The 25993-nt window shown below is 43.8% G+C and carries 28 protein-coding genes and 1 tRNA gene; 8 read left to right on the top strand and 21 right to left on the bottom strand.

Annotation, left to right across the window (positions count from 1 at the left end; all coding sequences use genetic code 11):
* Window positions 1–2: 2 nt before the first annotated feature.
* From glf to ACYQ0Y_RS09635, 8 genes are read right to left on the bottom strand one after another with little or no spacing between them, the layout of a single operon-like run.
* Window positions 3–1127 carry a UDP-galactopyranose mutase gene (gene glf, locus ACYQ0Y_RS09670; protein ID WP_407884077.1) on the bottom strand — a complete coding sequence of 375 codons (1125 nt, stop codon included), beginning with the start codon at window positions 1125–1127 and terminating at the stop codon, window positions 3–5.
* A 27-nt stretch (window positions 1128–1154) separates the two neighbouring features.
* Window positions 1155–2111 (bottom strand): glycosyltransferase family 2 protein, encoded by a 957-nt coding sequence (locus ACYQ0Y_RS09665; RefSeq protein WP_407884079.1) that lies wholly within the window; start codon window positions 2109–2111, stop codon window positions 1155–1157.
* Window positions 2108–3061 carry a glycosyltransferase family 2 protein gene (locus ACYQ0Y_RS09660; RefSeq protein WP_407884081.1) on the bottom strand — a complete coding sequence of 318 codons (954 nt, stop codon included), beginning with the start codon at window positions 3059–3061 and terminating at the stop codon, window positions 2108–2110. The genes ACYQ0Y_RS09665 and ACYQ0Y_RS09660 overlap by 4 nt, the downstream gene beginning before the upstream one ends.
* A 19-nt stretch (window positions 3062–3080) precedes the next feature.
* A complete protein-coding gene (locus ACYQ0Y_RS09655) occupies window positions 3081–4004 on the bottom strand; it encodes a glycosyltransferase family 2 protein (protein ID WP_407884082.1) in 924 nt (307 codons plus the stop codon).
* Between the two features lies 1 nt (window position 4005).
* On the bottom strand, window positions 4006–4770 hold the full coding sequence (locus ACYQ0Y_RS09650; protein ID WP_407884084.1) for a DUF4422 domain-containing protein: 765 nt from the start codon (window positions 4768–4770) through the stop codon (window positions 4006–4008).
* Window positions 4771–6156 (bottom strand): hypothetical protein, encoded by a 1386-nt coding sequence (locus tag ACYQ0Y_RS09645; protein ID WP_407884086.1) that lies wholly within the window; start codon window positions 6154–6156, stop codon window positions 4771–4773.
* Window positions 6157–6183: 27 nt separating this feature from the next.
* Entirely contained in the window at window positions 6184–6816 is a 633-nt protein-coding gene (locus tag ACYQ0Y_RS09640) for a Wzz/FepE/Etk N-terminal domain-containing protein (RefSeq protein ID WP_407884088.1), read from the bottom strand.
* Between the two features lie 21 nt (window positions 6817–6837).
* Entirely contained in the window at window positions 6838–7467 is a 630-nt protein-coding gene (locus ACYQ0Y_RS09635; RefSeq protein ID WP_407884090.1) for a sugar transferase, read from the bottom strand.
* Window positions 7468–7780: 313 nt separating this feature from the next.
* Between ACYQ0Y_RS09635 and ACYQ0Y_RS09630 the strand changes: the two genes are divergently transcribed.
* From ACYQ0Y_RS09630 to ACYQ0Y_RS09620, 3 genes are read left to right on the top strand one after another with little or no spacing between them, the layout of a single operon-like run.
* Entirely contained in the window at window positions 7781–9211 is a 1431-nt protein-coding gene (locus tag ACYQ0Y_RS09630; RefSeq protein ID WP_407884092.1) for an oligosaccharide flippase family protein, read from the top strand.
* Window positions 9212–9228: 17 nt separating this feature from the next.
* Window positions 9229–9684: a flavodoxin gene (locus ACYQ0Y_RS09625; RefSeq protein WP_407884094.1), complete on the top strand. Its 456-nt coding sequence runs from the start codon at window positions 9229–9231 to the stop codon at window positions 9682–9684.
* Window positions 9685–9699: 15 nt separating this feature from the next.
* Window positions 9700–9867: a hypothetical protein gene (locus ACYQ0Y_RS09620; RefSeq protein WP_407884096.1), complete on the top strand. Its 168-nt coding sequence runs from the start codon at window positions 9700–9702 to the stop codon at window positions 9865–9867.
* A 198-nt stretch (window positions 9868–10065) separates the two neighbouring features.
* Here ACYQ0Y_RS09620 and ACYQ0Y_RS09615 read toward each other — a convergent pair whose 3' ends face one another.
* Entirely contained in the window at window positions 10066–10491 is a 426-nt protein-coding gene (locus tag ACYQ0Y_RS09615; protein WP_407884098.1) for a GtrA family protein, read from the bottom strand.
* 154 nt (window positions 10492–10645) lie between these two features.
* Here ACYQ0Y_RS09615 and ACYQ0Y_RS09610 point away from each other — a divergent pair, with 154 nt between their 5' ends.
* The gene (locus tag ACYQ0Y_RS09610; protein WP_407884100.1) at window positions 10646–11053 is read left to right on the top strand and encodes a GtrA family protein; all 408 of its coding nucleotides are present in this window, start codon (window positions 10646–10648) and stop codon (window positions 11051–11053) included.
* A 67-nt stretch (window positions 11054–11120) separates the two neighbouring features.
* Here the strand turns inward: ACYQ0Y_RS09610 and ACYQ0Y_RS09605 are convergent, their stop codons facing one another.
* From ACYQ0Y_RS09605 to ACYQ0Y_RS09595, 3 genes are all read right to left on the bottom strand, one after another.
* The gene (locus ACYQ0Y_RS09605; RefSeq protein ID WP_407884102.1) at window positions 11121–12023 is read right to left on the bottom strand and encodes a YihY/virulence factor BrkB family protein; all 903 of its coding nucleotides are present in this window, start codon (window positions 12021–12023) and stop codon (window positions 11121–11123) included.
* A 136-nt stretch (window positions 12024–12159) separates the two neighbouring features.
* Window positions 12160–12780 carry a DNA-3-methyladenine glycosylase gene (locus tag ACYQ0Y_RS09600; protein WP_407884104.1) on the bottom strand — a complete coding sequence of 207 codons (621 nt, stop codon included), beginning with the start codon at window positions 12778–12780 and terminating at the stop codon, window positions 12160–12162.
* Between the two features lie 231 nt (window positions 12781–13011).
* Window positions 13012–13581, bottom strand: a complete 570-nt coding sequence (locus tag ACYQ0Y_RS09595) for a MarR family winged helix-turn-helix transcriptional regulator (RefSeq protein ID WP_407884106.1) — start codon at window positions 13579–13581, stop codon at window positions 13012–13014.
* A 176-nt stretch (window positions 13582–13757) separates the two neighbouring features.
* On the opposite strand from ACYQ0Y_RS09595, the gene thiD reads away from it, so the two are divergent.
* Window positions 13758–14564, top strand: a complete 807-nt coding sequence (gene thiD / locus ACYQ0Y_RS09590; protein ID WP_407884107.1) for a bifunctional hydroxymethylpyrimidine kinase/phosphomethylpyrimidine kinase — start codon at window positions 13758–13760, stop codon at window positions 14562–14564.
* A 107-nt stretch (window positions 14565–14671) separates the two neighbouring features.
* Here thiD and ACYQ0Y_RS09585 read toward each other — a convergent pair whose 3' ends face one another.
* From ACYQ0Y_RS09585 to ACYQ0Y_RS09565, 5 genes are all read right to left on the bottom strand, one after another.
* Complete coding sequence (locus ACYQ0Y_RS09585) at window positions 14672–14965, bottom strand: hypothetical protein (RefSeq protein ID WP_407884109.1); 294 nt, start codon at window positions 14963–14965, stop codon at window positions 14672–14674.
* Window positions 14966–15188: 223 nt separating this feature from the next.
* Window positions 15189–15261: transfer RNA gene (locus ACYQ0Y_RS09580), tRNA-Arg, on the bottom strand.
* 40 nt (window positions 15262–15301) lie between these two features.
* Window positions 15302–15685, bottom strand: coding sequence for a tautomerase family protein (locus ACYQ0Y_RS09575; RefSeq protein WP_407884111.1), 384 nt, complete (start codon window positions 15683–15685; stop codon window positions 15302–15304).
* Between the two features lie 2 nt (window positions 15686–15687).
* Window positions 15688–17022 carry a DEAD/DEAH box helicase gene (locus ACYQ0Y_RS09570; RefSeq protein ID WP_407884113.1) on the bottom strand — a complete coding sequence of 445 codons (1335 nt, stop codon included), beginning with the start codon at window positions 17020–17022 and terminating at the stop codon, window positions 15688–15690.
* A 25-nt stretch (window positions 17023–17047) separates the two neighbouring features.
* Window positions 17048–18049, bottom strand: coding sequence for a Gfo/Idh/MocA family protein (locus tag ACYQ0Y_RS09565; protein WP_407884114.1), 1002 nt, complete (start codon window positions 18047–18049; stop codon window positions 17048–17050).
* Between the two features lie 283 nt (window positions 18050–18332).
* Between ACYQ0Y_RS09565 and ACYQ0Y_RS09560 the strand changes: the two genes are divergently transcribed.
* A complete protein-coding gene (locus ACYQ0Y_RS09560; protein WP_407884116.1) occupies window positions 18333–18743 on the top strand; it encodes a DUF4828 domain-containing protein in 411 nt (136 codons plus the stop codon).
* Window positions 18744–18806: 63 nt separating this feature from the next.
* On the opposite strand, the gene ACYQ0Y_RS09555 is transcribed toward ACYQ0Y_RS09560, so the two are convergent.
* The 4 genes from ACYQ0Y_RS09555 to ACYQ0Y_RS09540 all read right to left on the bottom strand — a co-directional run bounded on the left by ACYQ0Y_RS09555 (window position 18807) and on the right by ACYQ0Y_RS09540 (window position 22187).
* Window positions 18807–20045 (bottom strand): D-alanyl-D-alanine carboxypeptidase family protein, encoded by a 1239-nt coding sequence (locus ACYQ0Y_RS09555; protein WP_407884118.1) that lies wholly within the window; start codon window positions 20043–20045, stop codon window positions 18807–18809.
* The gene (locus ACYQ0Y_RS09550; RefSeq protein WP_407884120.1) at window positions 20045–20476 is read right to left on the bottom strand and encodes a hypothetical protein; all 432 of its coding nucleotides are present in this window, start codon (window positions 20474–20476) and stop codon (window positions 20045–20047) included. The genes ACYQ0Y_RS09555 and ACYQ0Y_RS09550 overlap by 1 nt, the downstream gene beginning before the upstream one ends.
* 37 nt (window positions 20477–20513) lie before the next feature.
* Complete coding sequence (locus tag ACYQ0Y_RS09545) at window positions 20514–21296, bottom strand: GH25 family lysozyme (RefSeq protein ID WP_407884122.1); 783 nt, start codon at window positions 21294–21296, stop codon at window positions 20514–20516.
* Between the two features lie 66 nt (window positions 21297–21362).
* Entirely contained in the window at window positions 21363–22187 is an 825-nt protein-coding gene (locus ACYQ0Y_RS09540; RefSeq protein WP_459935475.1) for a MurR/RpiR family transcriptional regulator, read from the bottom strand.
* 468 nt (window positions 22188–22655) lie between these two features.
* Between ACYQ0Y_RS09540 and gntK the strand changes: the two genes are divergently transcribed.
* Both gntK and ACYQ0Y_RS09530 read left to right on the top strand, forming a co-directional pair.
* Window positions 22656–24209, top strand: a complete 1554-nt coding sequence (gene gntK / locus ACYQ0Y_RS09535; protein ID WP_407884124.1) for a gluconokinase — start codon at window positions 22656–22658, stop codon at window positions 24207–24209.
* Window positions 24210–24533: 324 nt separating this feature from the next.
* The gene (locus ACYQ0Y_RS09530; protein ID WP_407884126.1) at window positions 24534–25901 is read left to right on the top strand and encodes a gluconate:H+ symporter; all 1368 of its coding nucleotides are present in this window, start codon (window positions 24534–24536) and stop codon (window positions 25899–25901) included.
* Window positions 25902–25993 lie beyond the last annotated feature (92 nt).

Raw genomic sequence — 25993 nt, 5'->3', positions numbered from 1 at the left:
GATTACTTATTAAATTCTTGGTTGACCGCCGTCAATGCGGCATGGATCACCTGATGCATGTCGTAATAACGATACATTCCTAAACGACCACCGAACAGCACTTTCGGCTGGTTCTTAGCCAAGTCCCGGTATTGCGTGTATAGGTCGTTGTTCGTCTTGTTATTAACTGGATAATAAGGCTCATCACCACGGTGCCAAGTTGCTGGATATTCACGTGTGACGATCGTCTTATTCTTATCACCCTTACCAAATTCAAAGTGCTTATGTTCAATGACCCGTGTATATGGTGTTTCGGCATCCGTATAATTGATCACTGCGTTACCTTGGTAATTATCAACATCCATTTCTTCGGTTTCAAAATGCAAGGAACGATATTGTAACTCACCAAGTTGATAATCAAAGAATTGATCAATCATCCCAGTAAAGACCACCCGCGGATAATCCAACAGATATTCATCCTTGTGATCAAAGAAATCAACGCCAGTTTCCACATCAATCAACTCGTTGGCTAACATCTTCTCAACAATTTGAGTATATCCACCGATCGGAATGCCTTGGTAGGTATCATTGAAGTAGTTATTATCAAATGTATAACGGACAGGGAGGCGGCGGATAATAAAGGCGGGTAGGTCCGTGGCCTTTTGCCCCCATTGCTTTTCTGTATAGCCCTTGATGAGCTTTGTGTAAATATCCGTTCCAATCAACGAAATCGCTTGTTCTTCAAGGTTCTTCGGTTCACCAGCACTCAGATTCGCGGCCGCTTTTTGTTCGTCAATCTTAGCTTTCGCTTCAGCTGGGGTGACCACGCCCCATAACTTGTTGAACGTGTTCATGTTAAATGGCAAGTTGTACAGTTCGCCCTTATAATTGGCCACTGGTGAATTCGTATAACGGTTAAATTCCGCAAATTGTTGTACATAGTCCCAGATATCTTTGTCTGACGTATGGAAAATATGCGCGCCATACTGGTGCACTTGGATCCCATCTTGTTCTTTTGTATAGATGTTGCCGGCGATGTGATCTCGCTTTTCAATCACTTTAACGCGCTTACCTCGCTTAGCAGCCTCATAAGCAAACGTCGCACCAAAAAGCCCCGATCCCACAATCAAATAATCATATTCAGTCATTATTATCCTCCACTAATTTACAGTTACTTAGTGCGACTCACTGCCAGGTAAATGAACGAGTGACTTGCCCCCTCGGCCGCGCACGCCATCCCAAAAACCGGCGTTATACTGGTTAAAGACAAAGTGTCGATTACCTGCAAATTTACTTTGTATAATCGTCGTCATTAACCTAGGATACCAATACGTTAAATATAACCCAGTCACAAGAGAACTCTTACCATGTCGCTTCATCGTTAACACTTTATTACGCACATTATAGTAAGTACGCCAATCTCGCTGATATTTGGCGATCGTATCCATTGACGGAATGGCCGTCTTATGGATCACCTGCGCGTCATTAATGTTTAACAATTTTGTGTGCTGGCGCAAGCGTAATGAATATTCAAAGTCATCCCACCAAATAAAATAATCTTTTTCTGGCAAACCTACTTTAGCAACTAAAGCGGTCGCAAACACACATCCACAAAAACTAAACCAATCAATAGTCGTTTCTGCCACGCCTTCAAACGCACTGGCCGGCAGCAATGACTTTTTCACCCAATACTCATTAGAAACAACCCCGCGTTGATCACTTTGAATTCGACCATCTGTCAACATGACATTACCAGAAAAGGCTTGAATATCAGGATGTCTACGCTGAGCTAATGCCAGCTTTTCAAAGTAAGCCGGTTCATAAATGGCATCATCATCAGACAATGCCAACCAGCCAACGTCAGGCAATTGAGCCGCTAATCGAACTCCCTCATTAAAGCCACCAGAACCACCAATATTTTCTGGTAACCGATGAATTTCAACTAAGGGATTTTGATCGAGTCCGGCGCGATGTAACTCATCGGGCGTGCCATCAGTCGAATGATTATCAATGACGACAATCTTAACCGGCGGGATGGTTTGCTTGAGTAAGCTATTGAGTGCTTCAACTAGTAAACGTTTACGATTAAAGGTCACCACTACGGCGGCGTAGCGCATATTGATCTCAGTCACAATGAAGCTCCCTTCGGTAAATAATGTTCATTTTTGCCTAGCTTTCCACGCAGTCCGTCACCAAACGCCTGCCAGTAAACACGCTGAATATGGCGGCGATATCCTTTAAATCGTGGTGTCAAAGTTAATCCGTACTTAGCCGCCATCCACCCAAATAACAGCGTTCGACCGAACAATGGCGAATGCGCATGGCTAAGCACAGTGGCGACATGGTTTCTCAACCCATAATACTCTCGCCAATCTGGTTGATACTGGTTGGCGAAATCAATCGAAGGTACTTTCGTCTTATGAATTAATTTAGCCGCGGTCACGAGTTGTATTTTGCTATGAGCACGGATGCGCAGCGAATATTCAATGTCATCACCCCAAATAAAGAAGTCAGCGTTGGGCACGCCAATTTCCTGGATTAACGCCCGCTTAACGAAAGCTCCACAAAAAGTGAACGTGTCGATCGACACCATCGCTTGGTGATAATCTTTTTCAGGTACCGAATATGTTTTCAAGCGGTCCCAGTTCCGAATGATTTGTCGCTGATCGACTTGAATACGCCCATCTGGCAAGATTACCTGACCAGCAAAACCAGCAACACTTGGCGTTTCATCAGCCGCTTGTAGTAAGCGTTCAAAGTAATTAGACGCAAAAATGGCATCGTCATCGGACAGCGAAACCCAATCAGTGTCAATTTTCTGTGCCAATGCAACGCCACGGGCAAAACCACCCGCACCGCCTAAATTCGACGACATTTTAATTTGTTCCACCGCCGGTTCATTGGCAAAACGACCGGAGCCTTCGAATAATGCCTCGGTCCCATCGGTTGCCGCATTATTAATCACGAGGATCTTTTGTGGCGAGACCGTTTGTTGAAGAAGGGACTCGAGTGCTTCAGTTAATAGCTCACGTCGATTGTAAGTCACGACCACCGCCACATAGCGCTGTTTTCCTTTACTCATCAGAAGTTCGTCCTATCATTCAATAATTTTTGCCCGGTAAAAATGCCTCATTGCGGCCTAATCGATTACGATAACCGTCAACATATCCGTTAATATAAGCCTTAGTCAAATAACGTGCCACTTTACGACGGGCGGGAACGACTAACATAGCGGTCAACTTTCGAATCATAACGTAAACTAAATATAAGTGAGCGATCGCCATATTGGTCGAGTGTTTTTTGGTCATTGCAACACGGTTACGGGTCACATAATACTCTTTCCACGGGGAAATTTTGTGGCCTTCATCGGTCGTCTTATGCGTGATTAATGCATCTGAAACATTATAAAACTTAGTCAGTTTCTGGGCGCGCAAAGCATATTCAAAATCGTCAAACCGGATAAAATAGTCCTTCTCCGGCATGCCAATTTGATCAATTAAATTGCGGCGTAATACAACCCCGCAAAAGGAAAAAATGTCACATTCAAAATTATGCTCGTACTCTGCATCCGCTACTGGTTTAACGGACAATGTGGCCGTGTTCATCAACCGCTCACGATGTGGATGATCGATCGGTCCACTGGCAAGTCGGACGGTTCCCGTCAGTACTCGATAATTAGGATATCGCTTAGCAGCCTGTGACAATTTCGTAAAATAATCTGGCGCAAAAATGGCATCATCGTCAGCCAAACAGATCCAATCCGCCGCATACGTTTTCGCCCGTGCCAGTCCCTGATAGAAGCCAGCCGAACCGCCAACGTTTTCTGGCAAGCGTAAATAATCAACTTTTTCGTTGTCACCAAACTCACTCGTCATTGCTTGATCCGTCCCATCAGTCGAACAGTTGTCAACGACCACGATTTTTTGAGCCGGCGTTGTTTGGGCTAACATGCTATGGATGGCTTCAATGAGTAAAGGCTTTCGATTGTAGGTAACAATAACGCTAACGTACTTGATAGGTTTCACCTCATTTTATCTTCGGAAAGAATTTGCGTTGCAGAAACTTGCCTCCTTTGATAAACCAATTTTGATGTTCCATGAAGACGAAGTTGACTTCATGATAGTTTAACTGATTGGCCTCAATCCAGACATCCAATAGACGTTCACTGACAAAGCCGTAAACACGGCTGTTATAGGCATCATATTGGCTAATATCAGTCCGTTTTTCAAGCTCAAACAGAATGGCAAATAACCACTCACAGTATTGGTTAAACAATGGTCGTTTCATGATGAACATATTAAACATGTGTGCTGAACGTTTCGCCATAACATCATCAAAAGCTGTCAAATACGAGGGTGTCTGTTCCCCAATAATCTTACGCGCCTCATCCAAGGGTTGCTGGGGATGTGCATGAACGTAATGACTATAATTCGTTTCGATATAATAACGACGTTTTTTCGGTAAGATTAAATCAGCTGTTTGAAATAAGCTGTCAATTTGAGCGCGAGTTAAGATCGTGGTTAGTGTCTTTTGATGATGCACACTTAGATATCGCCGATAATGATCCAGCCCCACAGCGTCAGCGTCAAGGTTCTTCCACGCCCAATATAAAGCCGTCAATTCATTATACGTCGAATTTTTGAGGGAAATGTTATCCCCTGTATTATCCCCTTGAAAGCTCTGATTGACATCTGGGTGTAAGGCTTTGCCAACAAATATTGGTAAATACAATGATCGATCAGCCGGCATTTCATAATTCTTATGTGTTGCAACTAACACTTTTGTATCCATTTACACAGATTGCTCCTTTTGGACGGCGGTATTTGCCATGGTAATAACGGCCACGTAGAAGAAGAAAGAAATCGTCATATAGTAATCGTTCCAAGAAAAAACTAAAACTGATAAAAGCAAATACATCCACAGAAAGATTTCAAACGCATCAATGAGCGTGAGATACATTGCCTTATTCGGCATGGTTGAAGCTCGTAGCTGAGGCTTAAGTTTTATACCTAAACGAACCCGTTTCCAAATATAATACAAAATCGGACCGACAATGATTAGCCCATATTGGGCCAGCCAGGCCCCCCAGTTACTCAACACTGGATACTGTTGTTTCATATAAACAAACAAATATTCTGGATTATTTCGTGTCGCCCGCGGCACAAATTCCATTAGGTAGTTTCCAGTCCAATTATTGCCGACGCCAATAACTGGGTGATGCAAAAACGTGATCAATAAACCAATCGTGCCGCCTAAGCGATTATCGGTACCACCCTTTTGAAAAATATACTGGTTAAGCAGTGTTTGAAATGCATCTACATTCTCGAACGCTAATATGATTAAGACACTCACAACGATAGCTAGTAGATAATAAAACACTTTGTGCCCAGTGTCTGATTTCCAAAATAGCGCGATCAGTGCCAGACCGATAACCAGAAAACCGGTCGAAGTTCGCGCCAAAGCTAGGACGATAAATAACCAGATCATAAAACCGATGTAAATCCAACGATGGTGATGTTGACTATTCGTAAAAAAATCATAGTGATTGACTAAGGCGGCAATGATTGGCGGAAGAAAAACGCAACCGATTAGAGCGGCCAAATAACCAGCCTCTGCTTCAAATCCATTTACCCGATGCATGGTGACGGCATAACTACCTAAATCGTACCAATCCCGTTGGTACCAATGTTTTTCAAATAGACCGGCTACAAAATTAACCCAGTCATGCATATAAGGTCCGACTGTCGCAATGATTTGGGGCAACAGAACCAACAAACTGTAAACAAAAAGCCCCACGATTAGGCCACGCATAAATCGCAAAATGTCTTGATCAGTCAAAATCAGTACTTTAACGACGAACCAAGCCAACACGATGCTAACTGCCACTAAAAAAATATCTAAAATTCCGTGAATCAAGCCTGCATTTTGTGTTGACGTGCCAAAACGTCTGAAGCTAAGAAACATGGCCACACATTGAGAGGCTAGGGCTAGTAAAACAAAAAAAAGGCCCTTTTTGGTGATTAACGGGTCTACTAGTGTCGCTGATAAGTCATTTCGATATAATCCGACCCCAACGAATAATAAATAAAGTACAAATGGAAGGCCGGCTGTTGTCACTGGGACCGCATAGGTGAATGTCCGAACAAACAAACTAATTGGAATTAGTAAACTTGACATACCCAATGCCCCTTCCCCATTTTGTAGCTATGCGTCACGATGACCACCTCTGAAAATATCCCAGGTGAAAACCATTAGACCGGTAATAATGATGCCAACTGCAGCCGCAAAAATCGTCACTTTTTTAACACTTGGCGTAGTTTCAGAGGACACGCCATTGCGTTTTGCAGTCGCCAACAAACGTACTCTAGTCCCTAAGCCACTATCGTGTGCCAAATTTTTGCGGGTAACTTTTGCTGTTGTATCGGTGATCGCAATCGCTAACTTCTTGCTCTTAGCTGAGCCAGAGATACGCAACCAAGCGGCTCCTGGCCGCGTCGTAACTTTAATCTGATCTGGTAAAGATTCTTGATCATAGGTGTAGTCAGAACGATGCTTTAACTGAGCGTTTACTCGATCTGTAATCACTGGATCTGTGACGACATTGGCATATGTATTCGCTAACGCAATATTGGCTTGTACCTGATCAAAAGTACGGCCTCCAGCCAAAGCTGTGGGCGTTAAAATTAAGCTACAATTGGCCGTATAGGTCGTTGAAGTTTTATGTCGAGCATAAAAATAACCACCTGCACCGAACACCAAAGCGCCGATTGCAATTACCAAAATATTGACGACAAAAATCCGCCAGAGCTGCTTAAGCGAAACGGAACCGTTTAACATGACTCTCCTCCAAAATACCGTTTAATACGCACCTTCGGATGTAAAAATCCGAAAGATGTTTTTAATTAAAATCGTGAAATCAAACCATAATGAGGCCTCATCCACGTAACGAAGTTCAATTTCACAACGCTCAGGATACCCAATGTTGCTACGCCCACTTGCCTGCCAGAGCCCCATTGCACCAGGTTTTACTGATAGCAATTTATCAACTTGGTCGCCGTACTCTTTAAGTTCTTCTCTAACAACGGGACGCGGTCCGATCAAACTCATATCCCCGCGTAAAATATTCACAAACTGCGGCAATTCATCGATTGACGTTTTCCGTAGCAATCGACCAAATGCGGTAATCCGTGGATCTTGCTTAGGTTCAAGTTTATAGTTATTAGCAACGTATTTCGCATATAATTTTGGATCGCTCTTTAGCTTTTCATCAGCATTTACGACCATTGACCTAAATTTTAAAATATAAAAGTCTCTGCCAGCCAAGCCAACCCGCTTTTGGCGAAAAATAACCGGACCTTTATTAACCCCAAATTGATAGGTTAAGTAAACCACCAGAAAGACTGGACTGAGAATAATTAGGGCAATGAGCGACAAAATGACATCAAAAAGTCGTTTAAAGAACAAATACCCCATTGATTTTTTTTGCATGTGAACCCGATCTATTTCCATATTTTTTCCAAGATTTACTAAACTTAGTTTAATTGACACAAATGTTAGCATATCATGAAAGATATTAGTGAACAAGAACCGGACAGCATCGCATATTTCGTTGGCAGCTGAACGGTTGTGTTTAACCCTGACATCTGGCATGATGAACAACGTTATTCTCACTAGTAATCAATCATCGGCAATAGTTTATCAAAAAAAGAGTCGTTAGATAATGTAGCTTGTGACTTATTAAGCACATTTTAACACTTAACTTTTGTGAACTACTGTCCTATTTAGAAAGGATGGACAAAAGTTGAAAGCTCTGAAGAACTTTTTTTATAATGCCTCCTACCAACTTTTGATTTTGCTCATCCCTTTAATTACCCAGCCTTACATTTCAAGGGTTCTACAGCCGGTTGGAAACGGGATTTATACCAATACATATAACACCATGCAATACTTTATCTTGATTGGTGATCTCGGTATTTCCGTCTATGCCAATCGAGAAATTGCTTATCATCGCGATAGTCCACTCGATCGTTCCAAAATTTTTTGGGAAATTGAATTGTTACAAATTCTCACAACTTCTTGTGCTGCTATCTGCTTCTTCATCTTTGTTGCCGTTGACCGCCACAACTTCAATATTCAGCTCATTCAGCTTTTTTGGTTAGTTGCTGCTGGAATTGACATTTCTTGGTATTTCATGGCTCTTGAAGACTTTGGCAAAACTGTCATTCGCAACACAATCGTTAAATTAGCATCAGTTTCGCTAATTTTTATCTTCGTGAAGTCGCCCGACGACCTCTGGAAATATGCCGTTATCCAAGGTGCTGCTCAATTACTTGGCGCTTTGACACTATGGCCTTATTTACGGGAAACAATCGTCCCTGTTCAATGGTCAAAACTAAATGTTTTCCGTCATTTTAAACCCTCATTAGTCCTGTTCGTACCAAACATCGCCATTCAGGTTTACTCCGTTATCAACAAATCAATGTTAAAACACTTTGACTCATTTTCAGCGCTGTCGTTCTTTACGTTTGGTGATAACCTGGTTAAAACGGTATTGGCCATCGTCACTGCCACTGGTGCTGTCATGTTGCCACGGATCGCCAGTCGGTTCGCCCGCGGTGATTTAAAGGCCGTTCATGAGAGCCTTTATCGAAACATGAATTTTGTCGCTTCCATTTCATTTCCCTTAATGTTTGGCCTAGCAGCAATGGGTGAACGGTTTGCGCCAAAATTTTTTGGCTCACAATATCTCATCTCTGGGCAGGTCATCTTTGCTGAAGCGCCGATTATCGTCTTAATTGCTTGGAGTACCGTCATTGGCCGTCAGTATCTGATGCCAGTTCAAAGAATGCGTGAGTACACAACTTCAGTAACCATCGGTGCTGTGGTCAATGTTCTCGCTAACATTCCCTTAATCCTTAACTTCGGTGCCGTGGGTGCGGCGATTGCAACTGTTATTGCCGAGGCCGCTGTCACCATTTACCAAGTTTGGACCGTTCAGGATTCACTAGAATTACGCCGCATGTTTCAAGGACAGTGGAAATATTTGTTCAGCGGAGCAATTATGTTTTTCATCGTCCGAAAGTTAACTAATTATTGGTCGATGTCAATCTTACACATTATTATCGATGTCGCGGTTGGGGGGGCTGTGTATGTCATCTGTATTTTACTCGTGCGTGCACAAATCATTGACGAAGTTCGTCGTGTCGTCCGTAGTCGCTTCAACCACAATTAATTTTTGGAGGAATTGAAATGACAACTGCTAATGTCGTTTATGCAACCATCACTGGGAATAATCAGGATGTCGCTGATATTGTTACTGAAGCTTTGGAAGACCTAGATGTTACGGTAACCGAATCAGAAATTTCGCAAACTGATGTAACAGATCTAACTGACAATGACATCATTGTCATTGTTCCCTACACCTATGATGAGGGTGCACTGCCAGAGGAAGGTCTAGACTTCTTCGATGATCTAGCCGATATTGATTTAACTGGAAAAATTTTTGGGGTCACTGGCTCTGGTGATGTCTTTTACGGTGATGACTATGGCACTGCTGTTGATCGTTTTGATGAACGTCTCGCTAGCACCGGTGCCACCCGCGGCGTAGCTAAACTAAAAATTAACTTATCGCCCGACGAAGACGATATCAGTCAACTTGATCAATTTGCTCAGTCACTTGTTGCGGCCTTACCGCAGCATGATTAATGGTGGAGGCAACCCATGGGACTTATTTTTTTAATCATTGGTTTGTTGTTACTGATCGTGGCCGTTGGCGGCGTCATATATTTCGCTCATGAAAATCCCCGTGCCCATGTGAGCGGTTTAATTGTGAGCGTTACCTTATTCATTTTTGCCGTTATTTGCATTAGCCAAGCCTATTTTAAATAGCAACTAAAAGGATCTGGGGCAAAACTAAAATCTAAATTTCATTTTCAAAGCTAAATAACCAAAATACGGGACATAAGTCAATTGACTCCGCCTAAAGGCGAACTGCCAACGATGAATAAACCATCATCATTGGCAGTTCGCCTTAGTGCTCGTCATTTACCGACTTATGTCCCGCTCTCTTTTGAAACCACTAAACACCTAGTTACTAGCCTTAAAAATGTACCACTTACTAAAGAAGTAGTTGGTCACGATAACTAGCACTTGGTCGATTAATTTCACGACGATTTCATTACCGTGAATTAAACTAATCCCGACATACATAATCAAAACATCGAGAATTAAAGTCAAGCCACGAAAAAAGAAGAAAGAACCGACTTCGCGGACGATCTCCCGAAAGCCATGGGTATGTGATGCGAAAACCCACAATTTATTGGTAATATACGCGAACAAAACAGATAAAAACCAAGCAATAATATTAGCAACTTGATAATTCCAATGCCAGTACGTCGCTAAAACAACAAAAGTCGCAATATTGACTACAGTCGTAAAACCGCCAAAAACTAAATAGGCAATTACCGATTGATATCGTTTGAACAGGCTGACGCCCCACTGCCATAACTTCATTTTTCTACATCCAATCTTTTAGAATACCTCTGCCATAATACAGCATCTGACTGACAAAAATGTTGGAAACGCCAGACTCATCAAAAAAATTTATTAAATTCCCAGAATAAACATGCTATATTAATGGGCATTGATAAATGAAAGGAGCAAGTCGATGGTTGATTGGCTGAGGCAACATCAATCCACAATTGAATATGTCGTCTGGGGCACATGTGCATTTTTAATCAATTTATCGGTGTTTACCGTTCTCGATGTGTGGACGCCCATGAATTATCAAATTGCCAATGCAATCGGCTGGTTTCTGGCCACTACTTTCGCTTTCTTTACCAACAAATTATGGGTCTTTTCGACACATGCCACAACTATCAACCAACTGTTTCGCGAAACCTTCTCCTTTTATTTTTTCCGCGCCCTCACGTTGGTCTTAGATATCATCATTTTATTTATCGGAATTTCCCTATTTAAAGGCAACGACGTGGTAGTTAAATTGATTGATCAAGGACTGACCAATATTGCCAATTACTTTTTCTCCCGTTGGTATATTTTTAAAAGCGTTAATTAGCCTGGTCGAATTAAACGAGCGACCTAAATAAGCACTTAAAAACCGTCGCATTTTTATGCGACGGTTTTTAACTTTCATGTCTAATTAGACGTTTCACTTGGTGCGTCAACCAGCGCCAACCACGGGTAAACCAATGTAGTGACTGTCGACTCTCGATAATTTCACCACCGAAGAATTCTTGCAACGTGGCGTTAATGACCGAACCCGTTAAAATAACGATACCAGAGAAATCAAGCCAAATCATGATGACGATGACAGATCCTACAGTTTTGTATGTCGTCACTGAACGAGCAAAGTAATCCACATACAGTGAAAATAATTGCGAAAGCAAAAGCCAAAAAACAGTTGCAATTGCCGCACCAAACCAGACATACCGCCATTTTAGTCGCGCATTCGGGAGAAAATAATACATCAAGAGCAATAAAAGAAATAACAAGCCTGCTGTTACAGGCCACTTTAGCGAACTCACCACATCAAAGACATCTTGACCCAGATGAAGAATGGGTGTCAACTGACGCACAATTAATTGGCTCAACGTGAAGAATAAAATAATAATTGCCATAATCACGATCATTAATAGCATCCATAGAAAAGAAAAAAAGCGATTGCTGATCGCACTTTGATTTTCCGCAACACCATAGGCTTGATTAATCGTTCGTTGAAATGCGGCCACAACTTGACTCGTCGACCACAATGCCACGACGGCCCCGATTGAAACCAGCCCCCCACTACCACGCTGCAAAAAAGACAAAATTGCTGGTGCTAGGGTTTGATAAATGTCCGCTGGTACGGCCGTTTGTAAATAGGTAAGCACTGTTTTGGCATTGATACCTAAGATCGGCAATAAATTACCAATGACGATAACCGCGGGGAAAATTGAAAGTAGCGAATACCAAGCCAAAATAACAGCAGAGTTACTGACTTGCGCAGCGGTAAAGCGCTTGATAAAGATTTGAATAAACCGTTTCACCTAAGCGTCCCCCATTTCTTAACAACTCCATTATTGCTGAAAAGGCGTTTTCTCGCAATAATTTTACCTAACCCACCTACCCAAACCAGGTTAACGCTGGCTGTACGTTAAAATTCATGTCTTACAGATGTATCTATTAGACTTGCCAGCCCATTGTCGTCCAATCCTGGTCACGTTTGCGGCTTTTTGAAAGATATGGATTTCCAGCGACAAAGAAGCGTAACTCACGGTCGTGCCAACTTCCCTGGCTAACTCCGATCCGTGGAGACTGCGCGATGGCGACGGGCTTTTTTCGAGGTTGCAATAAAAATGGTGTTGCTGGTAACGCTAATTCATTCCACCTCAAATCAGTGATTCCCAGTGCAGCAGTGAGTTTGGCTGGCCCATTAGTTAATTCGACGCCAATTTTGGTGCGATTTTGCATCATTAGATCGACGCCCAACGTTGGTTGCAGCGCCCGAATCAAAATTCCTTGTGGTACGCCTGCCGGCTGACAAATCAAATTCATCAAGATTAACCCACGCATCCTGTAAAAATATAGCGTCCCGGGCGCGCCGAACAGTGCGCGGTTTGCCTGAGTCTGTCGATGACCAAATGCGTGAGCAGCCGTATCCTCATCACCCAGGTAAGCTTCTGCCTCCACGATTAAGCCGCCCACATTACCATCCTGACTACGGAAGATCAATTCCGTTCCTAGAAGAGCTTTTACAATTTGGTCGGTGGGTCGACCGGAAAAAAAGGCTGCCGTCAATGGCATGCTCGCATCCCCTTTCAAACGCTCGTTACATTAATTCTAGCGCACCTTAGAAACCGAGCCAATGAGAAATCGCTCAATTATGTAGGAGCAAGGCGGCTTTAATTATTGAAATCAAAAAAGCACGACCTGAGCCGCTTTGCACTAGGCTCTGTCACCTTGACAGGGCCTAGTGCATGACAATCAGGTCGTACTTTATTTACTGACGTTCATTTAAATCTTAATCAGTTCAACTTACTGCCAACTACCAAAAAAACGTGGCCGCTCACCCATGTGGTGTCGACGAGGGCCGTCAAAGTTAGCATGTCCGCCATGCCGATGTGGCCCACCAAATGGTGGAAAATCTGGGGCCTCATCGAAGTTGCTTAATTTGTCCTTTATCGAATCATCAAGCTTGGCTAACAAGGTTTGTAACTGCGTGATTTCGTCGTCATCGAGTCCTTCAAACAAATCAGTCAGATAGGCATCAGCCGCAGCTTCACGTTCCTTGATGATTGCGGCGCCAGCTTCCGTCAGAATGACATGCGTAATTCGCTTGTCATCGTCATCAACTTGCCGCTCAATCAAACCACGATTCGCTAGTTTGCTCAGCATTTCTGATAGTGAAGATGGCCGAATATCCAATAGCTCAGCCAATTCACTTTGGGTCACATTCTCGTGATCGGCAATCAATTTAAGCAGGCGTCCGCGGCCAAATCCGTGATGGTGACCATGCTCGTCACGTCGCTTGGCGAAGCCGTAACGCTGCATCTGCTTCATCACGTCCATCATTGTTCGAAATAAATCATCATTATTTGTTGTCATGTATTTCCTCCATTTTAGGGTTAATTAGGTACCTAATGATGTCTATTATATAGGCGCCTAAGTATTTGTCAATTGATTTGCTCAACTGGCTGCTTGTACCTTAATAAACGCGAAAAATTACCGATCTGCGCTTATTTTGTGCTACGCTACTACTAAAATGTGTGAGGTCAATGATCATGACAAACGAATTTCCGCAAGCGGTTACCATTGCCGGTTCTGACTCAGATGGCAGTGCCGGCATGCAAGCCGATTTAAATACTTTTTTCACTCGCCACGTCTATGGTATGTCGATTGTGACTGCTTGTGTAGCCGGCAATTCTTTTGGTATTCAAGACGCCACGGCAATGCCAAAACCTTTTATTGAACAAGAGTTCAAATCCTTGGCAGCTGATTTCCATATTCGGGCCGCGAAGACAGGCATGTTAGCCGATGCAGCCTTAATTGACACGGTGGTCGAAAACTATCAAAAAGTTGATTTTGGACCATTAGTAGTTGATCCAGTGATTGTCACCAAGCATGGCGCGATGTTGTTGGAAACAGACGCTTTTACCACGTTGCGCCAGCATTTACTTCCATTGGCAACCGTCGTCACTCCCAATTTTTATGAGGCACAAAAACTAACGGAACAACCGATTCACACGGATGAAGACATGGTGACCGCAGCTAAACATCTACAACGCATGGGCGCCAAAAACGTTGTGATCAAAGGTCAACATCATGATGAAAGCCAGACTCAAGTTCGTGATTGTGTCCTCCTAGAAAGCGGCGAAATCATGTGGTTATCAGCGCCATATGTCCACACTGATCGGGTGAACGGAACCGGTGATTCACTATCTGCCTGCATCACGGCTGAAATTGCCAAGGGGCAATCCATCAAAGCGGCGATCATTCTCGCCAAAAAATATGTTAACGTCTGCATCGCTAATGAAATTGCAGTTGGCCACAAATTTGGTCCGATCAATCATTGGGCCTTCCAAGATTAATCAGGGATAAGGCCGCCCACTTTTGGATTGCTTAGGCTTAGAAATGATATTTAATGTCCACCTTTATCCACAGCTCATCTTGTCACTGCAAACGCAGTGACATCAGCTTAATTTAATAAATCAAGTAATTCTTGTCGGGCGCGTTTGGCGGGCACGATAAAGACCGGGAAATCCGTTTCATTCCACTCAATGCGTGGTTCTGATCTGACGAACTCAATCATCCCCATTTGCATGGCCTTAATTAAAACGCTCATCGTTTGCCGCGATGAAAAAGCCGGCTCGCCAAGGCGCACTAAATAAGCGATTGACCGCGCGTGATCGTTCTTCAACACTTTCTTAGGCTTTCCATTACGGTCAATCACCGCAATCAAATTATCAACTAACGCTATCTTGTCATCCATCGCTTTGTTCCACCCTTTGTCTTCACATTCACTACCTCTTGACTCAATTTTACGACAAACGGTTGGAATTAATCGAATAAACTTTTATCTAAACGGGCAAAATCAGGCTATTGGGTAAATAACCAGTTAGTGATCACTATGTTTCGTACATTTTGAGCCCAAAAAAGGCCGCTTTTCAGCGACCTTAACCAGTGTCATGAAAATATCCATCTATCCAGATATATGACCCCACCCAGACTCGAACTGGGAGCAGCCGCTTAGGAGGCGGCAGTTTTATCCAGTTAAACTATAGGGTCAAAACAGCCGATCAAATCTTTGATCGGCTTTTAGTATACACTAATTCAAAAATTGTGCCTCACCATTACCAAAACTCCAGTCAGGACTGCCATTTTCTGAAATAACCACCATCACATCATTAGGTTGTGTGCCAGCAGTGGCTTGCAATTCAGCAACTAAGTCTTTGTAAAATGCTTGCTTTTGCGCTTCAGTCCGCCCACCGCGCATCGTAATTTGAATCATCACGAATCGTTCCGTTCGTTCAATGCCAAAACCAGTATCTTCAATGATCATTTCTTCAGGTTCATGTTGCGTCACAATTTGATAGCGATCACGTTCTGGGACACCAAAATCTCGAACTAAAATTTTGTGTTCCGCATCCAATAAAGCCTTTAATTCCGCTGCGGTGCGCCCCTTTTGGACGTCAAATTTCACTAGTGGCATGGTTAATCCTCCTGGTTCATACGGTGTTTATGCCGCATACCTTTATTTTTAGAATGTTTATTTTTTTTATGATGGGGTGTTGTCGCCTTAGTGGATTGCATAGGCTGCCCTTCTTGCCGACTTTTTACTGGCTTGACCTTATGGGACGTTGGTTGAACACCTTGTTGCTTTTCTGGCTTAGCTGGTTGCTCTATCCCAACTGGCCGATCCTGTGAACGCGTACGCTCGCTAGTTGGTCGGTGATCCACAAAAGTGTTTTCAGCGAAGTACAGCGGACTTAACTGATAATCAGTCGTCTTCAAAGTTTGCTTTAAACGCCGTAAATCATGATCATTGCCAAAATTAATGACTAAACCACTTGCACCCATGCGTCCAGTTCGGCCAACTCGATGGGTATATGTCACTGCTGAATCTGGTAAATCAAAGTTAATAACCGCAGGTAGATTCGGAATGTCGAGTCCTCGCGCAGCCACGTCGGTTGTAAGTAAGAACTTCACCTTGCCTTGGCGGAAGTTGCGCATCGCATCTGCCCGTTGTACCTGACGCTGCTTGCCCGCTAACGAAACAGCCTCCACGTGTTCATGACGTAGCGTTGCTGCGGCTTTTTCCAAGGTACCCAACTGATTAAAAAAGACTAAAGCTTGAAAACCAGCCACCCGTGAAAATCGCCGTAACATCATTGCCCGTAAATTAGCCGGTAAATCCATCAATCCATGAGTGACATCGCCTTGCGTCCGATCTTGGTCACGAACATCAATGGTGGTAACATCCACACCAAACTCCTGGGTTAATTCGTCTAGTGCTGGCGAAGCAGTGGCTGAAAAGAAACTCAATTGCACATCACCGGGTGCTTCACGAATAATATCCTCAACGTCCGTCCGCGTTTCGCCGACTAATAATTCATCTGCTTCATCGATGACAATACTGACCAATAAATGAAGTTTTAGTCGACGCTCTGAGACAAGGTTAAGCACTCGCCCTGGCGTTCCGACGACAATTTCAGGGTTTTGCCTTAGCTTCTCAATTTGACGTTTGACATTGGCACCCCCGGTCAATGCCGTTACTTTTAAACCAATCAGACTAGCCCAATCGCGCATTACCGTAGCTGTCTGCTGCGCCAATTCTTGACTGGGCGCCAGAACTAATAACTGGGTACCATCACCCGGTAATAATTTTGCTAATAATGGCAAGGTAAAAGCGACCGTTTTACCAGAACCAGTAGGGGCTAATCCGACTACGTTCTCTCCGGAAGCTAGGGGAGTTGCTACCGCCGTTTGAATCATTGTTGGTGCTGAGTAACCCAATTCTTGAAAATGGGTTTCAAACCGTTTATCCATGAACACGCTCATTTCTATTTATCAATTAATCCTGACTATCGGCTGGAAAGACTAAACTGGCTTTCCGCCGCAAATCGTAGAGCACACCATTCACAATTTCACTCAAATGGAACCAAGTTTGATAATGGCGCGCATTATCTGGATCTTTAGGGTTGTTAATTACTTCCGCAAAATCACGAACCTCGGCCAACATCGGGTTGTCATCCGGTTCTTCCGATAACTTTTTTGTTGATCCGTCAGCGGCATGGTAGATAACCGAATTCAATTCGGCAGCATTATCCATCACGATAGTATCCTTTAACCCGTAAACTTCCGACGGCAAATAGGAATTCGTGGTTTTACCAAAGTTAAGGGTGACGTCAAAATTATCATAACCGAAGACGGCAACTCCTTTGCCATCTGCCCCCGTACGAATCGGAGTTGCATAATAGTGTACACGGTTGGGCTTGCCAAACCAGGCCACGGCATCATAAACGACGTAAACCCCTAAATCCTGCAGCGCCCCGCCACTATAGGTTGTCGTAAAAACATTTGGATCTTTCCCAGCCAATACATCATCGTAGCGGGACGAATACTTCATGTATGTCAGCATGGCACCATTTAAAGTCTCCATGGCCGCAATCTGTTTACGAATGGCTCGGAAATTTGGTTGATGAATCTGCCGCGCTGCTTCAAATAAACGAACATCTGGATGGGCCGCCAGTGCAGCCTTAATCTGAGCAAACTCTTGTGGATTGGACACGAGTGGCTTTTCCACAATCACTTGCTTATCCGCATTAATCGCCGCTAAGGCTTGCTTAGCATGTAGGCTATTTGGCGAAGCAATATAAATCACCTGCGCGTTGCCATCTCGTAAAAACTGGTCAAAATCAGTGAATACTTGACCGCCATTTTTATCTGCAAAGGCCTGACCAGTATCTTCGTGACGAGAATACGTACTCGTTAACTGATATTCCTCACTAGCAGCAGCGGCTTCGACAAATTGTTGCGTAATCCAATTGGTCCCAACGACACCTAAAGTTAACATGCGCAAATCCTCCATTTTAAAATGAATTTTTTCATGCGGTTACCAGCGACCAAATCCTTATAATTAACGTACTAGTTTTATTTACAAATTAGCACGCGTTCGTCCCTGTTAATGACTCTAGTTTACCAATTTTATCAACAAGTTTCAGTAATCAGGTCAGATTGGTTGCAGAAATGTGTTAATTCCATTACGTCAATGGTTTCAATAAGGAAAACTTTTTTAAACGTGCTATATTTATATTTATTAAGAGAGCATACCAAGCGGGGAAAGAGAGGACGGTTCTGTGTCAGTCAAACGAAATCTGACATTGTTCGGAGTATCAGTTATTGCAGGCTTAACAGGCGTTTTTACTCGGTCAAGTCGCAAACATACGACCCAACAATCATCATTACCATTATTATATTCTGGCACATGGACCTATTCTGATCACGACGATCATCGCATCCATCGGATTCAAATTAACCCAGACCTAAGTTTACACATTGACAACCATAATGAACCGGCCACTGTTGAACAAATCAATACCCAAGAGTTGGTTTATCTAGACAGCTTTGGCTATCATCTTAAAATTCAAGCTAATGAGCAGCGTCCTGTCGCCCTTTATGATGAAGCAGACAACGCCACATATGTCTTGGTAGCAGCTAAGCCATCGCCTAAGTCATCCCGATCTGAGCCAACTCTGACCGATTCCTAATTAAAATAACTTTTCTAGATCTAAAACGCGATCTCAACTGGGATCGCGTTTTTTTAATGCTATTTAATGATTCCCAAACAATTTTCGCCACATTTGCGTCACCCAACTAGCCTGTCCAACCTTTTGCTCAGAGACGACTTCAACTTGCGGATGACCATCTACAAATTGTGCACTGGCAGTTGTTAACGTTGTCCAGCCAATCGTCTGATCAGCTCGCAACGGTAATAAGCGAGATGACTTCACGTGTAATTTTCCAGTCACCACCGGTTGTGGATGTCGCCGAGCTACAAAAAACGTCGGTTGATGTCGATATTGCGTGCGCACTTGACCAAGAGACGTGTTTGCTTGTTGCAAATAAACAACTGGACCCCGTTTACCCGAACGAACTGGTCTTAACTTAGCGGCCACTTGATCCAACATGTGGATGGTTTCATCAAAACGAGTGTGTTGGTCACGATAGCCACCGCTTCCCAAAACCACTGTAATGACCCGCCGCCCAGCTAGTCTGGTTTCCCCGACGAAGTTTCCACCAATTGACGGAGAGGAGCCCGTTTTGACCCCCGTAAAGGTGTACTTACCACTTCGATGTTTCGTCAGTAGATTAGTGTTCACAATAGAATATGGTTCCCCATTGACCCCAGTGGTCGTCAACTGAGCGCGTCTAGTAATGTCACGAACTGCCGGATAATCCTCCAGCAAGTGGCGGCTGACCACCGCTAGCTCAGTGACTGATAGTTTATTTTCTGCTGTATCCGGTTGCTTTGGATCACGTAGCTCCCCCATATCACCATTCCGCAATCCGGCTGGCGAAACAAGCCTCGGCGAATGAATCCCCCAGCGCCTTAGCAAGCGGGTCATGGCACTATTGGTGGCTGGTACACTGCCCGTCACCGCCTCCCCTAATGCCACTGCCGCTGCATTTCCGGACGGTAGTAGCGCATCAGCTAATAACTCCGCAATTGTATACTGGCGGCCTGCACTCAATGGCACATTCGTTAACTCTGGTGAAGTGCTCAACTGGGCAACTTTGGGATCAATCGGAACTTTCTCCTGTAAGGACAATGTTTTATTAGCAATCTTCTGTTCAACCAAGTAGACCACCAATAATTTTGAAATGGAAGCAATCGGTAATCGTTCGTTTCGATCCTTGGCGGCCAAAATCTGTCCTGTTTGCTCATCAATCACGATTGCAGCTCGACTATTAATCGTTGGATCCATTACTGCCGCCCGCCCTGTTTGCCCCCCTAGCAAGAGGGTCATCACGATAGCGCCGACAATAAGGCTACCTGTCCACTGTTTCATCAATCCATTGTCAGCCCAAATTTAAGGCGCTGCTCCGGCGTCAATCGCCAAACTAAGTAGTGTTCCAAAAGCCGCACGTCAGTCGCCAAGTGCTCCGGACTACAAATTCGTTCATATTGACCACGCAAGTCGCTCTCTAAAAGATCGTATAGTGGAACCAATCGTGGCCCAATCGCAACTAGAATTTTGAGTCGATTAACATCCCGCGCATTTTCTGGTTTAACACCAATTTTAATTTGCACATCAAAGCTACGAAAAGCAACAAAATCTGCGCTGGCCCAGCCAGACACGACAGAAAAATCCGGCAAAACCGTCTGCGAGTCACCAAATTGATGAGTCACTGCATCAAGAATCATTGTTTGAGCTTGATCGATCGTCATCGCCTGGTTAGTACTAGCTTCTGTTGAACTTTTTTTACCAAAAATTGCCATAGGATCACCCACATTCACTTTGTTGATTAAGTTTATCTCAATTCTCAGTAGCTAGCGTTTCAAACATTTTCTTGCTGCCATTATAGACCATTAAGTTCAAGGATTGCCGGGAACCATCCACGATAATTGAACCGCTATCATCATAACTAATAAAATCAATATTAGACTGATAATGCTGTTTTAGCGGCTCATCGGTCAAGGTTAACATTCGCCATGTTCTACTTTTATCCAGCTTAGTCGCTTGTTGAGGCGCAATCCATAAACCAACTGGTTGGTCAGTCTGCTGTTGCAATTGAACCTGCATCGTAGTCAATCGTTGCGTTGTCTTTTTAAGAACTGCCGAATCACTGAGATCACCGATACCCTCTGGCACAACGATCATGATCGGCAACGTTCCTGTCGAGTGCCCCACTTGTTGATGAAAATACCGAACCTGACTCATAATCGTGCTGTTGGGGCTATAAGTCAGATAAACGCCAATTTTCAAGGAACTGCCGATACTACGTTGATAATTGTCCGCAAAATCATCATCCGTATAGCGATTTCCAACGGTTGTCTTTAAGTAAATAAATTGCAAACCGGTTTTGGATAGGGCTTGAAAATCAATGAATCCCGCATCTTGATCAATTGCCACACCTGTTACTGGATATTTTTTTAACACAATCTGATGACGCAAATGCCACCAATGCACACCCCCAAAGCCAGCTGTCATAATCCCCACGATCGCGATTACGATCGCTAGCCAAGCCCACCATTTAGGGCGTCGACGTTTATGTTGCCGCCGGTTCAGACGACTCAGAACTGATTGCGGTTCAGCCATCAAACCATCACCACCCTATCCATCACCTAGCTTCGATCATTTTGCCCATTAAGACCTTCATGTTCATTATTCTCGGGAAACTTCCATTGCATGCCGAATATCCTTGAGCAAGCCCTCGCCACTTTCCGTCTTGGCTCCTTTAGCGCCGACCAATGTGAATAGACTATCCACAATTGTCAGCTGGGCAATTAATGAACTCATTGATTCGCTACGGTAGTTAACTTCCTCAGCCACCGATTGAAAGACAATGTCACAACGTTTAGCTAACGGTGAAGCAGGGTAACTCGTAATGGCGATCATTGGAACTTGATTATGCTTTAACTGATCAGCCACCATCAAAGTGTCATGATTTCGTCCTGAATGAGAGATGAGAATAGCAACATCTTGTGAACCTAAATTAACGGCCTGCATCAACTGAATATCCACGTCAGGATGAAATTGTGCGTGCACCGTGGTTCGCAAAAACTTGTGATAGCCATCTAAAGCCACAATTGAAGAACCGCCAAAGCCAAAAAAGCTTAGACTCTTAGCTTCAGTAATCAATTCAATCGCGGCGTTTAAATCGGCCTCTTTTAACAAAGAACGCGTCGCATCTAAGGCGTTCTCAGCCCCCTGAAATACCTTGTCGACCACCACGTTGGGTTGATCATTCTCCTCGATCTCACTGAAAAAGCTATCTGTCTGACGCTCCACTCGACCAAAGCCCAGACTAAATTCGCGAAATGAGTGCCACCCGATCCGTTTGACAAAACGGCTTACGGTCGCAGTAGACACCTTCACACTGGCCGCTAACTCTTGAATGGTTTTCTCACTAGCGGTTGTCGGATTAGCTAAAATATAATCGGCAATTTTTTTATCCGCTCCCGTGAGGTGCTGATAATTAGCCCGAATTGTGCTAACACTTGTTCGTGCGATGATCCTCGCTCCCCTTCATGAAAATTATTTTATTCTATAATGTAAAAAATTTTCTAAATTTATTATGCCGTATTCAGACCAAATTTGCACGCAATTTAGCAACGGTCTTCATGGATAAAAACGAGTATTAACAAGAAATCACGAGCGCTTTGGACCCCGAACAGGCTGCTTGGTTGGACGCCGCCACCAGTTCCATTGAAGGTGAGTACGTTTTCGTAAAGTCAATTCAACCAGTCTTTTAATGCATTCCAACTCGCTTCGTATTCATCGCTGAATATGCAAACTCGCGATAGCCAGCATCGGATTTGACCTATTTTGGTTGTGAATGAACGCCTTTTCACCTATACTGGTGTCCGTAGATTCATCAATCAAGCACGTGAGCAACTCAGCTATGATACCGGTTTGAGTTTTATCGCATGTCTACTAAAAAAGGAGCATTTCACTATGGATTATATGGTCGGAATGGATATTGGAACGACCAGCACCAAGGCCGTTTTATACGACCTGGATGGTAACGTCTTGGCCTACACCAACAAACTATACTCGTTATACCGGGATGCCACGGGAATGGCCGAAGAAGACCCTGAGGAAATCCTTGAAGCTGTCGTTAACGGCTTACAAGAAATTTTACGCAAGGCTGACCTTAAAAATGGTAAACTCCACGGAGTTTCATTCTCGAGCGCAAACCAAAGTTTGATCGCTCTAGACAAAGATCACAAGCCGTTAACTCGGGTGATTACTTGGGCTGATACTCGGGCCACGAAATATGCGGATCAGTTAAAAGCCGATGGTTCCGGTAAGACTTTATATGAACACACCGGAACGCCAATCCACCCGATGTCTTTACTCAGCAAGTTACTTTGGCTTAAGAATGAAAAGGCCGATATCTACAATCAGGCAGCTTACTACTGTGGCATTAAGGAATATATTTTCTATCGTTTACTCGGCGTTTGGCAAATGGATATTTCCGTAGCCAGTGGAACTGGGATCTTTAATATCTTCAACCTAGCGTGGGACAAAGACGCCTTGGCTTTGACCGGTGTTAATGAAGCGCAGTTGCCAAAAATTGTCGATGGTTACGCGCAGTCGACAGGTATGCGCGAAGAATACGCCAAGGTAATTGGCTATCCTAAAGATGTTCCCTTTATTCAAGGGGCTTTTGATGGTGCGTTATCTAATTTAGGCGTTAACGCCATTGAAAAAGGCGTCGTCGCCGTCACTATCGGAACTTCGGGTGCTGTTCGCGTGGTTACTGATCACCCGGTTATTGATCCCAAAGGCCGTGTGTTCTGTTATGCATTGACCAAGGATTTATGGGTAGTCGGCGGACCGGTTAATAACGGTGGTGTCGTCTTCCGTTGGGCCCGTGATAACCTGTTTGATGCGGAAAAGAGTACGGCGGCCTTACTACAAGAGGACTCTTACGACCTGCTAACTGACATTGCCAAGCGGGTCCCTGCTGGATCCAATGGCTTACTGTTCCACCCCTTCTTGGGTGGTGAACGCGCACCAATCTGGGACGCCGACGCACGTGGTTCATTCTTTGGATTGACGCAAATGCACACCCGCGCGCACATGATTCGCGCCGTGTTAGAAGGTATTGTCTACAACTTATACACAGTGCTGCTCGCCTTGGAAGAGGTTGTTGGTGAACCCAAGTCAATTATGGCCACTGGTGGTTTTGCCCGTTCAGAGCTCTGGCGTCAGATGTTATCTGATATTTTTGAGCAACCAGTCACAATCCCAGAATCCTTTGAATCCTCATGTCTAGGTGCCGCTGTTGTCGGCATGAAGTCACTAGGCCTGATCGATGATCTTTCAGAAGTTAAACGTTTTGTCGGCGAAACGCACACGTACCAACCAAATCCAGAAAACTTTGAAGTTTACCGTGAATTGGTACCGATTTATATCCGCTTAAGTCGTCAGCTGCAAACGGAATACACAAATATTGCGAACTTCCAAAAGAAACACGCTCAAGCCGGTGAAACGACTGACTAATCCAAGTAATTATTAAAAGATCTCACCAAAAAACGGTGAGGTCTTTTTTGATTAAAAAAAGAGTGATCATCTCAAAAAAACGACTGATTACAGCGATCATCTTGATGTAAGTTAAATTCATTAAGAAAATTTTTTTCGCTATTCGCATGGTTCAACCCTTATGCAATCCCTGATTAATCACATTTGTGAAAGCAGCTTTGAACACCGTTTTGAAAAATTTATTCACTTTGCGAATGTAAGTGCTTTCTTATTTGTCGTTTTTTTGGTATCGTTTTCAGGTAAGTTATTCATTATTCATTTTTTCTTTGGAAGGAGCTATACATCATGTCAGGAGTTATGCCTTTTGTGGTGTTGTTCTTGGGAATTGCCCTTTTGTTAGTTCTCATTATTCGTTTCAAGATCAACACCTTCCTCGCATTAGTCATTACCGCCGTGTTAGTCGCCCTTGGTTTAGGAATGCCTATGGACAAGATTGCCCTCTCGGTTCAAAACGGGATCGGCAGCCAACTCGGTGAATTATCAATCGTCTTCGGTTTTGGGGCGATGCTAGGTCGTTTGGTCGCCGACGCCGGCGGTGCTTATCGAATTGCGACCACGTTGATTCAACGATTCGGTAAAAAAAGGTTGCAGTTGGCCATCGTGCTAGCTTCCTTTATTATCGGGATCGCTTTATTCTTCGAAGTTGGAATGGTTCTGTTAATTCCAATCGTCTTTGCCATTGCTGTCGAAGCAGAAGTGCCGATCCTATACCTAGGGATTCCAATGGCAACTGCTTTGTCTGTGACTCACGGTTTCTTGCCGCCACATCCAGCCCCCGTTGCTATTTCAGCAGCACTTCACGCTAACGCCGGTCGGGTTCTCTTATTTGGGATTATTATTGCCATTCCCGCCGTTTACATTGCCGGTCCAGTATTTACCCGGCTAGCTGAACGTTATGCGCCTTCAGCATTTAAACGCAAAGGTAATCTATCTTCGTTTGGTGAAATCAAGGAATTTAAGTTAGAGGATACGCCAAGCTTTGGCTCATCCGTCTTGACCTCTCTTTTCCCTGTTATCTTCATGGCAATCACCACGATCTACCAATTAATTTTTACGAATGGCGAATTGCCAAAGCATCCAAGTAATTTAGATCAATTTATTGCTTTTATTGGTAGTCCAAGTATTGCCATGGTCCTATCGCTTATTTTTGCTATGTGGGCTATGGGTTGGCGTCGTCAACGCTCCACTAAAGACATTATGACCTCGATGGAAAATGCCGTAAAATCCATTGCCATGCTACTGCTGGTTATTGGTGGGGGTGGTGCGTTTAAACAAGTCCTTATTGATGGGGGCGTTGGTAAAGCCGTTGCCACCATGTTTATCCACACCAACTTCAGTCCGTTATTATTGGGTTGGTTAGTCGCCGTTATTTTGCGGATCGCTCTTGGCTCTGCAACCGTCGCTGCCCTAACTGCTGCTGGTATCGTAGCTCCGTTAATGGCTCAAGCCGGTGTTGATCCGGCCTTAATGGTTATTGCCATCGGTTCTGGTTCACTAGCTGCTTCCCACGTCAACGATGCTGGCTTCTGGATGTTCTCTGAATACTTTGATCTATCTGTTAAACAGACGTTAAGTATTTGGACAGTGCTTGAAACAATTATTTCGATCGTCGGGATAATCGGCGTCTTGTTGCTTAACATGGTTTTTCATTAAAATTAATTTCATTTATAATACAAAAAAGCGTTGCCTCCCAGGTGGGGACAACGTTTTTGTATTCACTATCAAATGAGTTAAAAGCTGAAAAA

The sequence above is a fragment of the Furfurilactobacillus curtus genome (genome assembly GCF_054657915.1).
This window is presented reverse-complemented; position numbering and strand designations above follow the sequence as displayed.

Coding starts and splice junctions, on each gene's coding strand:
- glf (WP_407884077.1), bottom strand. CDS start 1,127: ATGACTGAATATGATTATTTGATTGTGGGATCGGGGCTTTTTGGTGCG.
- ACYQ0Y_RS09660 (WP_407884081.1), bottom strand. CDS start 3,061: ATGAGTAAAGGAAAACAGCGCTATGTGGCGGTGGTCGTGACTTACAAT.
- ACYQ0Y_RS09650 (WP_407884084.1), bottom strand. CDS start 4,770: ATGGATACAAAAGTGTTAGTTGCAACACATAAGAATTATGAAATGCCG.
- ACYQ0Y_RS09645 (WP_407884086.1), bottom strand. CDS start 6,156: ATGTCAAGTTTACTAATTCCAATTAGTTTGTTTGTTCGGACATTCACC.
- ACYQ0Y_RS09640 (WP_407884088.1), bottom strand. CDS start 6,816: ATGTTAAACGGTTCCGTTTCGCTTAAGCAGCTCTGGCGGATTTTTGTC.
- ACYQ0Y_RS09635 (WP_407884090.1), bottom strand. CDS start 7,467: ATGCAAAAAAAATCAATGGGGTATTTGTTCTTTAAACGACTTTTTGAT.
- ACYQ0Y_RS09625 (WP_407884094.1), top strand. CDS start 9,229: ATGACAACTGCTAATGTCGTTTATGCAACCATCACTGGGAATAATCAG.
- ACYQ0Y_RS09620 (WP_407884096.1), top strand. CDS start 9,700: ATGGGACTTATTTTTTTAATCATTGGTTTGTTGTTACTGATCGTGGCC.
- ACYQ0Y_RS09615 (WP_407884098.1), bottom strand. CDS start 10,491: ATGAAGTTATGGCAGTGGGGCGTCAGCCTGTTCAAACGATATCAATCG.
- ACYQ0Y_RS09610 (WP_407884100.1), top strand. CDS start 10,646: ATGGTTGATTGGCTGAGGCAACATCAATCCACAATTGAATATGTCGTC.
- ACYQ0Y_RS09600 (WP_407884104.1), bottom strand. CDS start 12,780: ATGCCATTGACGGCAGCCTTTTTTTCCGGTCGACCCACCGACCAAATT.
- ACYQ0Y_RS09595 (WP_407884106.1), bottom strand. CDS start 13,581: ATGACAACAAATAATGATGATTTATTTCGAACAATGATGGACGTGATG.
- thiD (WP_407884107.1), top strand. CDS start 13,758: ATGACAAACGAATTTCCGCAAGCGGTTACCATTGCCGGTTCTGACTCA.
- ACYQ0Y_RS09585 (WP_407884109.1), bottom strand. CDS start 14,965: ATGGATGACAAGATAGCGTTAGTTGATAATTTGATTGCGGTGATTGAC.
- ACYQ0Y_RS09575 (WP_407884111.1), bottom strand. CDS start 15,685: ATGCCACTAGTGAAATTTGACGTCCAAAAGGGGCGCACCGCAGCGGAA.
- ACYQ0Y_RS09570 (WP_407884113.1), bottom strand. CDS start 17,022: ATGGATAAACGGTTTGAAACCCATTTTCAAGAATTGGGTTACTCAGCA.
- ACYQ0Y_RS09565 (WP_407884114.1), bottom strand. CDS start 18,049: ATGTTAACTTTAGGTGTCGTTGGGACCAATTGGATTACGCAACAATTT.
- ACYQ0Y_RS09555 (WP_407884118.1), bottom strand. CDS start 20,045: ATGAAACAGTGGACAGGTAGCCTTATTGTCGGCGCTATCGTGATGACC.
- ACYQ0Y_RS09550 (WP_407884120.1), bottom strand. CDS start 20,476: ATGGCAATTTTTGGTAAAAAAAGTTCAACAGAAGCTAGTACTAACCAG.
- ACYQ0Y_RS09545 (WP_407884122.1), bottom strand. CDS start 21,296: ATGGCTGAACCGCAATCAGTTCTGAGTCGTCTGAACCGGCGGCAACAT.
- gntK (WP_407884124.1), top strand. CDS start 22,656: ATGGATTATATGGTCGGAATGGATATTGGAACGACCAGCACCAAGGCC.
- ACYQ0Y_RS09530 (WP_407884126.1), top strand. CDS start 24,534: ATGTCAGGAGTTATGCCTTTTGTGGTGTTGTTCTTGGGAATTGCCCTT.